Here is a 12737-nt window from a genome sequence, read left to right as displayed (position 1 = left end):
AGCCGCCATTTGCAGGCCGGCATCATCTGAATCTCAACTCACCTCAAGCCGCCTCAGCCAAACACTTGGCACATGTCCCGCGAAACTCGATCACCGCCTTCTTGGCGGCGAAGCCGGTGGAGCGCACCCATTCGTCCAAGCTGTGGCCGACATCGTGGTCTGACATTTCGGTGACCTGCCCGCATGTGTCGCAAATGGCGAAGGCAGTCATCGAATGGCTGTGGTCATGCGGCTCGGCGCAGGCGACGAAGGAATTGATGCTTTCAAGCCGATGCACGAAACCTGACTTCACCAGAGTGTCGAGCGCGCGATAGACCTGGAGCGGTGCGCGAAAACCGCGCTCGCGCAATTGGTCGAGCAAGGTGTAGGCACTGAGCGGTCCGCTGGCGGTCTCGAGTTTCTCGAGCACGCACAGCTGGTTTTTCGTCAGCACATCCCTTGCCGCCATGATCCTGTTTCCAACTCGCCTTGCGTCGCTTGCGCCGCGCACAAACGATCCATGTCCCATCCAGATAGCGACGAACAGGCATTTTTGCTACTGTTTCCAGCATTCTGCCCGCAAGGCCGCCGAGAACATCGATCGGAGCGGGGCAACAGGCAGGTTGCCCGCCGTTTTTTGCTTTGCCGGCTTATCGAGCGGACCTATTTCCTCGGCGGGCCTTTGCGCTCGGCAGAAGCCGCCCACAGATTGATGTCGGATTCGCGCGCGTAGGTGTCGATCTCGGCGAGTTCGGCATCGCTGAAGTCGAGCGCCTTGAGCGCGCCGACGCAGTCCTCGACCTGCTCCGGCCGGCTGGCGCCGATCAGTGCCGAGGTCACCCTCCCCTTGCGCAGCACCCAGGCCAGCGCCATCTGCGCCAGCGTCTGTCCGCGCCTGCCGGCGATGGCGTCGAGCGCCTTGATGTTGGCGATGGTCTTGTCGTTGATGAAGGCTGTCTTCAGCGACTTGCCCTGCGACGCACGGCTGCCGTCCGGAATGCCGCCGAGATACTTGTCCGTCAGCATGCCTTGCGCCAGCGGCGAGAACACGATGGAGCCAACGCCGAGCCCTTCGAGCGTGTCGAGCAAGCCGTCTTCCTCCACCCAGCGGTTCAGCATCGAATAGCTCGGCTGGTGGATGACGCAAGGCGTGCCAAGCTGCTTCAAGATATCGGCCGCCTCGCGCGTGCGCTGCGAATTGTAGGACGAGATGCCGGCATAGAGCGCCTTGCCCGAGCGCACGGCATGGTCGAGCGCACCCATCGTTTCTTCCAGCGGCGTGTCGGGATCGAAACGGTGCGAATAGAAGATATCGACATAGTCGAGCCCCATCCGCTTGAGGCTCTGGTCGAGGCTGGCCAGAATGTATTTGCGCCCACCCCATTCGCCGTAGGGCCCGGCCCACATCTGGTAGCCGGCCTTGGTCGAGATGATCAATTCGTCGCGGTAGGCAGCGAAGTCGGTGCGCAGGATCTCACCGAAGGCGGTTTCGGCAGAACCGGGCGGCGGACCGTAATTGTTGGCGAGGTCGAAATGCGTGATGCCGAGGTCGAAGGCCTTGCGCGCGATCGCCTGCTTGGTCTTATGCGGCGTGTCGTTGCCGAAATTGTGCCACAGGCCCAGCGAGATCGCCGGCAGCTTCAGGCCGGAGCGGCCACAGCGGTTGTAGACCATTTTCTCGTAACGGTTTTCGGCGGGCGTGTAGGGCATCGGAAAATCCTCGAATGGAAACGAGCCGGTCGGCTGCATTCGTCACAACGCGGCGAGTTGGCTCTGCCCCCCACCCTTACCCTCTCTCCGTCGAAACGGGGAGAGGGTTGAGGTGTGCTGCCTATTTCTTCTTCGCCAAAAGCGCCTTGGCTTCCTTGACGCCAAGTGCGGCCGGCCGTTCGCAGGTGGTCTGCATGGCGACGAACTTGCCGGTTTCGCCGGAACGCAGCAGGCCGGTCATCACGTCGACGGCGTGCAGCGCCAGCTCCATCGAACAGCGGTGCGGCCGGCCTTCCGCGATCGCCACCGCCATATCGGCAAGGCCTGACGTGCGGTAGTTGGCCATCATGCCTTGCGAATGCATCTCGTTGGGCACGCCGAACGGATGCGGCCAGTTCGGCAGCTTCTTGACCGGTTTGGCCGCGACGGTGAAGCGAACGTCACCACCGAAGAAGTTCGGGTCCGGCACAAACACCGTACCCGCCTCGCCATAAAGCTCCATCGGCGCGTGGCCGTGGGCCCAGACGTCCCAGCTGGTGTTGAGCGTGATAACGGCGCCGTTCTCGAACTCCAGCAGCCCATGGATGGTCGTCGGTGTGTTGACCGGTATCTTTTCACCCGCGCGCGGCTTTGAACTGATCGTGCGCTCCTTGGCTGGCGTCGTGGCGAAGGCCGCGACCTGCTTCACCGGCCCGATCAGCTGGATCAGATTGGTGATGTAATATGGTCCGATGTCGAGCACCGGCCCCGCGCCTGGCTGGAAAAAGAAATCCGGATTGGGGTGCCAGTGCTCCATGCCGTGACCCATGACATGGCAGGTACCGCTCGTGACCTTGCCAAGCTTGCCGGTGTCGATCAGGTTGCGTACCAGCTGGTGCGCGCCGCCGAGGAAAGTGTCTGGCGCCGAGCCGATGCGCAGACCCTTTTTCTCCGCCCGCTTCTTAAGGTCGAGCCCTTCCTTGACCGACAGCACGAACGGCTTTTCCGAATAGACGTGCTTGCCGGCGTCGAGGATCTGCTTTGACACCTCATAGTGCACCGCCGGGATGGTCAGATTGACGATGATGTCGATGTCGTCGGCCTTGAGCAGGTCTTCGACGGTTTCGGCGCGCAGCTTGAACTCCTTCGCCCGCGCCTTGGCCGCCTCCATGTTGATGTCGGCGCAGGCACGCATCTCGATGCCGCGGAACAGCGGCGCCAGCGAAAAATACGCCTTCGAGATGTTGCCGCAGCCGATGACGCCGATGCCAAGTTTCTTTGCCATGCTGATTGCTCCTAATAGGTTTTGGCGGCTGCGATGGAGCGGCGGGCGAAACGCTCGATGTCGTTGGGGTTGTCCTGTTCCATGACGTAGTATTGGGCAGCACTCCTGGCACGCAACACCTTGATCAGGCCGGCCCAGTCGATGGTGCCATGGCCGACATCCGACCAGCCATCCTCATCCAGCCCCTCGCCGGGCTTGGCCATGTCCTTGACGTGGACGGCGCTGATGCGCTTGCCGTGTTTCTCGATCCACGGCAGCGGATCATCGCCGCCGCGCACCACCCAGGCAACGTCCATCTCCCAGCTGACATCGGGCGCGGATGAGAGGATGTGGTCCTGCGGCACCGATCCGTCGGCAAGTTTCTTGAACTCGAAATCATGATTGTGCCAGGCAAAGCCGTAGCCGGCCTTTTTCGCGGCATCACCGACCTTGGCCAGGCGTTCGCCGAAACCACGCCAGCCGGCCACGTCGGATGGCCGCTGGTCGGGCATCAGGAAAGGGCAGATGAGCAGCGTGATACCGAGTGCGTCGGCGGTTTTGCGCACGCCGTCAAAATCGTTCTCGAGCGCGTCGATCGAGAAATGCCCAGTCGGCATGGCAAGCCCGTTCTTGTCGAGCTCGGCACGGAATGCCTTGGGATCATCATAGACGCCGCCGAAACCTTCGACCTGGGCGTAGCCGAGCTTGCCGAGCATGGCGAGCACACCGTCCCAGGGTTGGAAATTGCGGGCGCTGTAAAGTTGGAATGACCAATTCATCGTCTCTGTCCGTTTTGCTTGGGGATCGTCGTTGGAAGGTTGGTTCTCGGAAGCTAGATGCGTGTGCCGGTTGCGGTGTCGAAAAGCGAGGCCCGCATCGGATCGAATCCAAGCGTCACCGCCTCGTCGTTCTTGGGCGTGCGTTCCGAGGTCACTCGGACGCTGAAATTCTGCTGGGCAAGCTTCAGCCAGACCAGCGTGTCGGAGCCCATGGGTTCGACCACCTCGACATTGGCGGCCATCGAGAACGGCCAGCCGGTGCCGCTGTTCAGGCTGACATGCTCGGGCCTGATACCGAATGTGACGGGGCCGGGAGCCGGAGGCTTGGCAAAGTCGTAAGTGCCGAGCGGGATCTTGATATCCCCGGCCGCGAACCGCCAGCCGCCGTCGGCGTCTTCCAGGTGGCCATCGACGAAGTTCATTGCGGGCGAACCGAGAAAGCCGGCGACGAAGCGGTTGACCGGACGGTTGTAGATGGTCTGCGGCGCATCGAGCTGCTGGATGACGCCGCCCTTCATCACCGCGATGCGGTCGGCCAGCGTCATCGCCTCGATCTGGTCGTGGGTGACGTAGATCATGGTGTTCTGCAGCTTGCGATGCAGCAGCTTGATCTCGACGCGCAGTTCGGCGCGTAGCTTGGCATCGAGATTGGACAGCGGCTCGTCGAACAGGAACACGTCGACATCGCGCACCAGCGCCCGTCCGATGGCGACGCGCTGGCGCTGGCCGCCGGAAAGTGCGGCCGGCTTACGCTGCAGCAGCGGTTCGATCTGCAGGATTTCAGCCGCCCGCGTGATCCGCTTGGCGATCTCTTCTTTTGGCGTGCCGGCGACACGCAGCCCGAAGGACAGGTTCTTCTCCACCGTCATTTGCGGATAGAGCGCATAGGACTGGAACACCATGCCGATGCCGCGGTCCTTGGGCTCTTCCCAGGTGACGTTCTTGCCCTTGATGAAGATGCGGCCTTCGGAAACGTCGAGCAGGCCGGCAATGCAATTGAGCAAGGTCGACTTGCCGCAGCCGGACGGCCCGAGCAGCACGATGAACTCGCCATCGGCGACATCCAGATTGAGCGTCTCCAGGACGGTCACCGCGCCGAAATTCAGCGACAGGTCCTGGATCGAAACGCTGGTATCGTTGGCTGCCGTCATCGCCATCACCCCTTCACCGCGCCGGCGGCGATGCCACGTACGAAAAGCTTGCCGGAGATGAAGTAGACGATGAGCGGCACAAGCCCGGTCAGGATGGTTGCGGCCATATTGACGTTGTACTCCTTCACGCCTTGCACCGAATTGACGATGTTGTTGAGCTGCACTGTCATCGGATAGGTGTCGGGGCGGGTGTAGACGACGCCGAACAGGAAGTCGTTCCAGATGCCGGTCACCTGCAGGATGATGGCGACGACGAAGATCGGCAGCGACATCGGCAGCATGATGCGCAGGAAGATGCCCCAGAAGCCGGCACCGTCGACACGTGCCGCCCGGAACAGCTCCTCCGGCATCGAGGAGAAATAATTGCGGAACAGCAGCGTCAGGATCGGCATGCCGAAAATGGAATGGACGATCACCAGCCCGCTGAGGCTGCCATAGAGGCCGATCTCGCGCAGGATGATGACGATCGGATAGATCATCACCTGGTAGGGAATGAAGGCGCCGACGATCAGGATGATGAAGAACGTATCGGCGCCCTTGAAGCGCCAATTGGCCAGTGCATAACCGTTCACCGAGGCGATGGCGATCGACAGCAGCACTGACGGCACGGTGATGCGCACCGAATTCCAGAAGCCGCGCGAGAGCCCGTCGCAGTTAAGGCCGGTGCAGGCAGTCGACCACGCCTTGACCCACGGTTCGAAAGTGATCTCGAGCGGCGGTGAGAAGATGTTGCCGAGCCGGATCTCCGGCATGCCCTTGAGCGAGGTGACGACCATGACATAGAGCGGCAAGAGGTAGTAGACCGCCATGACGAACAATGTGCCGTATAGGAAGACGTTGCGGCGCGAAATCACGCGGCGCGGCTTCGGGCCGTAGGGATCGGTGATGCCCTGGCGCGCGCCGGCGGCGGTGCTTGCTTGAGCGGTGATGTCTGCCATGCTCATTTGCGCCGCCCGAACTCGAGATAGGCCCAGGGCACGATGACGATCACCACCGAGAGCAGCATCATGGTCGAGGCAGCAAAGCCCTGGCCGAGGTTCTGGGCGAAGAACATATAGTCGTAGACGTATTTGGCCGGCACTTCGGAGGCGATGCCCGGGCCGCCGCTGGTCTGGGCCACGACGAGGTCATAGACCTTGACGATGCCGGCAGCGATGATGACGAGCGTGGTGATGAAGACCGGCCGCATCATCGGGATGACGATGAACAGATAAGTCTTCCACATCGGGATCCCATCCACCCGCGCCGCCTTCCAGATGTCCTCGTCAATGCCGCGCAGGCCGGCCAGCATCAGGCACATGATGAGCCCTGTGCCTTGCCACAGCGCCGCGATCGATATGCCGTAGATGACGATGCTGGAATTGTAGAGCGGGTCGAAGCTGAAGCTCGTCCAGCCTAAGTCACGGACCACATGCTGGATGCCGAAATCCGGATTGAGCAGCCACTGCCAGACCAGGCCGGTGACGATGAAGGAGAGCGCGAAAGGATAGAGGAAGATGGTGCGCAACGTGTCCTCGAAGCGGATCTTCTGATCGAGCAGTGCTGCAAGCAGGAAGCCGATGACCAGCGAGAACACCAGCGAGATCGCGCCGTAGATCAGCAGGTTTTCGATCGAGATCAGCCAGCGCGGCGTCGCCCACAACCGGTAGTACTGGTCGAGCCCGACGAAATTCAGCCGCGGCAAGAGCTTCGAATTGGTGAAGGAATAGAGCACCGTCCAAACGGTGCCGCCGACGAAAACCACCATGGCGGTGAGGATCATCGGGATCGAGGCGACCTTCGCATTGAGGTTGCGGAACAGAAGGTTGGGGCGTTCGCTCTTGCTCATCTCGTCAGCCGGCTGGGTAAGGGCGGTGCATTCCCGGCCCTGCATTCGCAAGGCCGGGAGCGAGGTGGGTTGCCGCCAGCGTCAGTCCGCCGAAGCGATGAGGTCGGCGAAGCGCTTCTGTGCGTCTTCGACGGTCAATTCCGGCTTGGCGAAGAATTCGGCGAAAAGGTCTTCCTTCTGCTTCTGGGTGTCCTGTGAAAGCAGTTGGTCCGTCCATGGAATGACGGCGCCCTTGGCGAGGATGGCGAGGCCTTTCTTCATGCAGTCGTTCGCCGCGTTGAGATCGACGTCGCCGCGCACCGGCAGGGAACCCTTCTTCAGATTGAAGGCAACCTGCGTCTTGGGATCGAGCAGCGTCTCGGCCAGCACCTCCTGCGCCTTGCTCTTGTCGGCATCCTTAAGCAGCGGGAAGTAGAAGGCGTCGCCGCCCGTGGCTATGACCTCGTTCAGCCCAAGGCCCGGCAGGCAGGTATAGTCCTTGCCGGCGGTCTTGCCGGCAACCTGGAACTCGCCCTGTGCCCAGTCACCCATGATCTGGCCACCCGCCTTGCCGGTGATGACCAGGTTGGTCGCCTGGTTCCAGTCCTGCACATTGGTGTTCTTCGCCATCTTGCGGGCATCGTCCGCGGCCTTGAAGACCTTGGCGACTTCGGGCCCGGCGGCGAACTTGGCATCCTTGTCCTTGTAGACCTTGAGGAACGTGTCCGTGCCGCCCACAGCCGCAAGCAGCACGTCGAAGGCACCGGAGGATTGCCAGGCTTGCCCGCCGACGGCGAGCGGGATGATGCCGGCCTTCTCCAGTGCCGGCGCTGCCGCCACGAATTCATTCCAGTCCTTCGGCAACGGCACGCCGGCCTTCGCGAAGGCTTCGTTGGACAGCCACAGCCACTGCCAGGAATGGATGTTGACGGGCACGCAATAGATCTTGCCGTCGATGGTGCAGCCGTCGAGCAGGCTCTTCGGCCGCACGACATCAGTCCACTTGCCCTTGGTGGCGACGTCGGTGAGGTCGCGCATCAGGCCGGCCTGCACCAGCTCTTCCGCCTGCCGGCCGTGGTTGAACTGCGTGGCGCCCATCGGATCGCCACCGGTGATGCGGCTGATCATGATCGGCCGCGCCGTGCCGCCGGAGCCGGCAATGGCGCCGTCCACCCAGTGGTTGCCGGTCGCATCGAATGCCTTGGCAAGTTCCGCAACCGCCGCGGCCTCGCCGCCTGACGTCCACCAATGGGTGACTTCCAGGTCCGTCGCGGCCGCCTGGCCGGCAAATTGCAGTGCAGCCGTCGCCGCCAGGGCAGCGGTCAAAAATCTGTATCGCATTTCGGCTCCTCCCAGAATCTGAAACGTTACAGATTTTCGATACGGCAATTGCGCGGGCTGTGCAACCCATCAACGAAGCGCCCTCGATATTTTTTCGGGCCGCGAACAAATTCGTCTGAATGATCGCGCTTCTCATGCACTGCAGCAAGGTTTGCTGCAACGCAAACACCGAGATACCGCCTGATACGGGCAAAAGGCGGCGGCAGGGGCGATTTCTCCTGGAATCCCAATGCGTTTCGCAAAAAGAACCATCCACCTCATGACGAGGACATACATCTCGATACTGGCAATCTGTAACGTTTCAGTATATTGACGCTTTGCCGGGGCTGGGACGCATATCGTATCGCTATGACGGCGATTGCCGACATGGCCCGCGGCTGCTATGCGCCTGACGGGCGGGACGAATGGACAGACAGCGTACGGACAAGAACGGGGAGAACTCGGCACAGGGACGGCCGACGTTGAAGACGCTTGCCTTCATGACCGGGCTCGGCGTCACCACCGTGTCACGCGCCTTGAAGGATGCCCCGGAAATCGGCGCCGAGACCAGGCGCCGCGTCCAACTCGTCGCCAAGCAGATCGGCTACCGGCCGAACCGCGCCGGCGTGCGTCTGCGCACCGGCAGGACCAATGTCATCAGCCTCGTGCTCAACACCGACCGCGAGATCATGAGCTTCGTCTCGGACATCATCTACGGCGTTTCGGAAGTGCTCGCCGAAACGCCCTATCACCTGATCGTCACGCCCTATTCCCGCTCGCAGGATCCGATGGAGCCGATCCGCTATCTCGTCGAGACCGGCTCGGCCGATGGCGTCATCATCTCGCGCACCCAACCGAACGATCCACGCGCCCGCTACATGCTCGAGCACGGCATGCCCTTTGCCACGCATGGCCGCACCGATATGGGCCTCGTCCACCCCTACCATGACTTCGACAACCATGTATTCGCGATGGAAGCCGTGCGCCGCCTGGCGAGCATGGGCAGGCGCAAGCTGGCGCTTCTGTCGCCGCCACCCGGGCTGACCTATTATGGCCACACGCTGAACGGCTTTGCCGATGCGCTGAGCGAGGTCGGCGCCAGCGAAATTCCGTTCAACACCGTTTCCATCGATCACACGATCGAGCAGATCAGGACCAGGACCGCGCAGGTGATGCGCCGCGAGAACAGGCCGGACGGCTTCGTCAGCAGCGCTGCCGCCGCGACACTGGCTATCGTCGCCGGCATTGAAGATGCCGGCCTCAAGCTTGGCCGCGACGTCGATGTCGTGTCCAAGCAGTCGTCGGACCTGTTGCACCTGTTCCGGCCGGAATTGCTCGTCGTCAACGAGAACTTCCGCCTGGCCGGCTCCGATCTCGCCCGCTCCGTGCTCGGCTGGATCGGCGGCGCCGCACCCGGATCGTTGCAGCGCCTGGTCGCCACCAGCGAGGTTCAGGCGTTCAGCCCGCCGGTTTCCGTTTAGGCTCTTGGGCCGGCTTGTCAGCCAGCCGCACCGCTTCCCCACGGCCCATGGAACGCGCCTTTGTCGTCGATACGCTCGAAGCCGTGCGCGCCGAAGAAGTCGCGTTGCGCCTGGATCAGGTTCGAGGTGCCGCGGCCCTGGCGATAGCTGTCGAAATAGGCAAGTGCGGAAGACAGCGCCGGAACCGGCGAGCCGGCCTCCGAAGCCCTCGCCACGATGCGGCGCAGCGACGGATGCGCTCCCTGCATCAGCGAGATGAAGGCCGGCGCCATCAGAAGGTTGGTCGAGGCGCCGCCCTTGCTGAAGGCTTCCGCCATGGTGTCGAGCATCTGCGAGCGGATGATGCAGCCGGCGCGCCAGATCCTGGCGATGGTCGGCATCGGCAGGTTCCAGTTGAATTCCTTCGACGCGCCGCTCATCACCGCGAAACCTTGGGCGTAGGCGGCGATCTTGCCGGCGAACAGCGCCAGTTCCAGATCTTTCAGCAAGGCGTCCTTGTCACCGGAAATCTTCGTCACGCCGATGTTGCCATAGGCCTTTTCCGCCGCCAGCCGCTCGTCCTTGATCGACGACAGAACGCGCGCCGCCACCGCCGCCTCGATCGCGGTGGCCGGGATGCCGAGCTGCTGCGCCTCGATGACCGACCATTTGCCGGTGCCCTTCTGGCCGGCGCGGTCGAGGATGATGTCGACCACCGGTTTGCCGGTCTTCGGATCGTCGGCCGCCAGCACCTTGGCGGTGATCTCGATCAGGTAGGAGTTGAGCCGGCCCTTGTTCCAGTCGGCAAACACCGTGCCGATCTCTTTCGGACCCATGCCCAGGCCGTCGCGCAGGATGCCGTAGATCTCCGCGATCATCTGCATGTCGGCATATTCGATGCCGTTGTGGATGGTCTTGACGAAATGTCCGGCGCCGTCGGTGCCGAGCCATGCCGCGCAGGGTTCGTCCTTGAATTTGGCGGAGATCGCCGTCAGCACCTTCTCGACGCGCTTCCATGAGTCCTCCGTGCCGCCGACCATGATCGACGGCCCGTGGCGTGCCCCCTCCTCGCCGCCGGACACGCCCATGCCTATGAAGGTGAGACCCGAACCGGAAAGCTCGGAGAAGCGCCGCATCGTGTCGCGAAAATTGGCGTTGCCGGCATCGATGACGATGTCGTTGGCCGACAGCACGCCGCGCAGTGCCGCGATCTGTTCGTCGACCGGCTTGCCGGCCAGCACCATGATGATGATCGGGCGCGGCGGCCGGATCGCGGCGGCGAGCTCTTCAAGGCTGTAGCAGGGCACGACCATGTCCCTGAGCGCGCCGGCATTCTCGACAAAGGCATCGGTGCGCGCCCTGGTGCGGTTGAAGACAGCGATGCGGTGCCCGTGCTCGGCGATGTTGAGCGCCAGGTTGGAGCCCATCGTGCCAAGGCCGATCAGGCCGATTTCGGCTTTTTCCATCGTTTCTTCCCTGCTCTCGGATCGTTTGTTGAGACCGCGATTTTGCGGGCGATGATTGACGGGCCTTGACGCCTGCGTCAACCGCCTCGCCGAATTGTGTTGCCCGGATTGTCGGTCGTGCCCGTGTAGAGGTACCTGGCAGTCCCGCCTACGGCCTGATGTCGACGGGCGCCTCGATCTTCACCATCTGAAAATCCGAGACCAGTATGTCGATGCGCACCGTCCACCGGCCAGGCACCGGAATGACGAGGTTGTCGACGCGCCAGCTGCCGTCGCCGGGCTTGGTCGCCGCGCGCTTCAAGGGCTCGATGCCGGAATCGGGCTTTGACAGCACAAGCGTTACCTCCTTGGCGTCGAGCGGGCCGAAATCGCCGCTCATGATGACCATCGAGGCAACGACCGGGCCGGCATGGCCGGGAGTGATGTTGAGATCGGCCATCGCTTGCAGCGCGTGGATATGGACCGACACCGGTTGCGCTGCCGCGATCGCCAGGGCTCGTGGCGGCGGTGTGAAGCGCCAGCCCGCGGCAACGCCGAAAATCGCCAACACGATCAACATCTCGACGCCGATCGAGCGGACCAGCCTGCGTTGAACTTCCGTCGATCCCGCCTCGGCCGATGCCGTGAGTTTCCAGCGGTTGACGGCAGCGAGCGTGAACAGAAAGACCAGCAGCCCGAGCTTGATCAGCAGCAGCCTTCCATAGGCGGTGTCGACCAATGCCGCGGGCGTTTGCACCTGGATGACGGCAAGCACGGTGCCGGCAGCGGCAAGCACGGCCACCACGGGCAGGATCGCCCAAGAAAATCGCCGCAGGAATGGCGTGGCCTCCGCCGATTGCCCCTTGAGCGCCAGCCCGAGTGGGACCAATGCGCCGACCCACGACGCGATGCAGACGCCATGCAGGAACACCATCGGCCGCGTCAGCCATTGCGGTTCGGCGGCACTGGCATGGCCGCTGGCGGCAAGGGCAATCCCCACCCCGGCCAGGCCGGCCAGCGCCAATGGCTTGGCGGTGGCACGGGGACCGGCCAGCGACAGCAGGCCAAGCCCCAGCGCGATCAGCGCGACCAGCACCGTCCAGCCGAAGCTGGTGCCGAGCCCGGTCCGCCAGATGACCGATTGTGCCAGATGGGAGAGCGGCGCCCCGAGTGCATCAAGCCCCTGCAATCCGAGCGACAGGGACGACGCGACCAGCCCGCTCAGGATTGCAGCTGCAACGAAGCGTTGCCCGGCACGGGCACTTCCGGCCAACCAGGCAAGCGCGAAGGCGCCGCCAACGCCGAGGAAGAGGCCGACGTAGAGAAAGATTTTGCCCGCCCAGATAGCCGACCGCAACGGCCAGTCGACCGCTTCGGATACGGCCGGCGGTTCGCTGGGCGCTCCGATGGAAAACAGCAGCGATCCGCCGACGGGATGACCGTCTGCGGAGATGACGCGCCAGCTCAAGACATGCGTGCCCGACTTGAGCGGCTGCGGATTGTCGATCTCGACGGTCTGGTCGCTGAGACGAAAGGCGGTCAGTGGAACCGGCTTGCCGTCGGGCTTCACCAGCGTCAGCACCAGAGGCGAGACCGGCTCGCTGAAGGTCAGCGAGAACTGCGCCGGTCCCTGTGCCAGCACCGCGCCGTCGGCCGGGTCGGTCTTGATCAGCGCGGCATGGGCAAAGGCCTGATCTGACACGGCAAGGCTGGCAAGAAACACGATCACAGCCAACAGGCCGACGGCAAGCCGGCCGGTGCGTTTGCCGGTCATGCAAGCCGTTTGCAGGAGGGAGGTCGTGCTCATGTCACCGCCACGAAAAAGAGCGGCGCACTCGAAAGA

The 12737-nt window shown here is 63.0% G+C and carries 11 protein-coding genes; 1 reads left to right on the top strand and 10 read right to left on the bottom strand.

Features of this window, described 5'->3' with window-relative positions:
* Nucleotides 1–43: 43 nt before the first annotated feature.
* The 8 genes from A9K65_RS08920 to A9K65_RS08885 all read right to left on the bottom strand — a co-directional run bounded on the left by A9K65_RS08920 (nucleotide 44) and on the right by A9K65_RS08885 (nucleotide 8010).
* A complete protein-coding gene (locus tag A9K65_RS08920; protein WP_013529546.1) occupies nucleotides 44–448 on the bottom strand; it encodes a Fur family transcriptional regulator in 405 nt (134 codons plus the stop codon).
* Between the two features lie 194 nt (nucleotides 449–642).
* Nucleotides 643–1689 carry an L-glyceraldehyde 3-phosphate reductase gene (gene mgrA, locus A9K65_RS08915; RefSeq protein WP_013529545.1) on the bottom strand — a complete coding sequence of 349 codons (1047 nt, stop codon included), beginning with the start codon at nucleotides 1687–1689 and terminating at the stop codon, nucleotides 643–645.
* A gap of 121 nt (nucleotides 1690–1810) precedes the next feature.
* Nucleotides 1811–2953: a Gfo/Idh/MocA family oxidoreductase gene (locus A9K65_RS08910; protein ID WP_013529544.1), complete on the bottom strand. Its 1143-nt coding sequence runs from the start codon at nucleotides 2951–2953 to the stop codon at nucleotides 1811–1813.
* 11 nt (nucleotides 2954–2964) lie between these two features.
* Nucleotides 2965–3711, bottom strand: coding sequence for a sugar phosphate isomerase/epimerase (locus A9K65_RS08905; RefSeq protein WP_064995552.1), 747 nt, complete (start codon nucleotides 3709–3711; stop codon nucleotides 2965–2967).
* Nucleotides 3712–3764: 53 nt separating this feature from the next.
* A complete protein-coding gene (gene ugpC / locus A9K65_RS08900; protein ID WP_027161308.1) occupies nucleotides 3765–4862 on the bottom strand; it encodes a sn-glycerol-3-phosphate ABC transporter ATP-binding protein UgpC in 1098 nt (365 codons plus the stop codon).
* 5 nt (nucleotides 4863–4867) lie between these two features.
* A complete protein-coding gene (locus A9K65_RS08895) occupies nucleotides 4868–5800 on the bottom strand; it encodes a carbohydrate ABC transporter permease (protein ID WP_024504414.1) in 933 nt (310 codons plus the stop codon).
* Between the two features lie 2 nt (nucleotides 5801–5802).
* Nucleotides 5803–6690, bottom strand: a complete 888-nt coding sequence (locus tag A9K65_RS08890; RefSeq protein WP_024504415.1) for a sugar ABC transporter permease — start codon at nucleotides 6688–6690, stop codon at nucleotides 5803–5805.
* Nucleotides 6691–6771: 81 nt separating this feature from the next.
* A complete protein-coding gene (locus A9K65_RS08885; protein ID WP_013529539.1) occupies nucleotides 6772–8010 on the bottom strand; it encodes an ABC transporter substrate-binding protein in 1239 nt (412 codons plus the stop codon).
* 404 nt (nucleotides 8011–8414) lie between these two features.
* Here A9K65_RS08885 and A9K65_RS08880 point away from each other — a divergent pair, with 404 nt between their 5' ends.
* Nucleotides 8415–9470, top strand: coding sequence for a LacI family DNA-binding transcriptional regulator (locus A9K65_RS08880; RefSeq protein WP_013529538.1), 1056 nt, complete (start codon nucleotides 8415–8417; stop codon nucleotides 9468–9470).
* A gap of 17 nt (nucleotides 9471–9487) precedes the next feature.
* Here the strand turns inward: A9K65_RS08880 and gndA are convergent, their stop codons facing one another.
* Nucleotides 9488–10915 carry an NADP-dependent phosphogluconate dehydrogenase gene (gene gndA, locus A9K65_RS08875; protein ID WP_064995551.1) on the bottom strand — a complete coding sequence of 476 codons (1428 nt, stop codon included), beginning with the start codon at nucleotides 10913–10915 and terminating at the stop codon, nucleotides 9488–9490.
* A 148-nt stretch (nucleotides 10916–11063) separates the two neighbouring features.
* Nucleotides 11064–12701: a copper resistance CopC/CopD family protein gene (locus tag A9K65_RS08870; RefSeq protein ID WP_064995660.1), complete on the bottom strand. Its 1638-nt coding sequence runs from the start codon at nucleotides 12699–12701 to the stop codon at nucleotides 11064–11066.
* Nucleotides 12702–12737: the final 36 nt, after the last annotated feature.

The organism is Mesorhizobium sp. WSM1497, assembly GCF_001672455.2.
Lineage (GTDB): Bacteria > Pseudomonadota > Alphaproteobacteria > Rhizobiales > Rhizobiaceae > Mesorhizobium > Mesorhizobium ciceri.
This window is presented reverse-complemented; position numbering and strand designations above follow the sequence as displayed.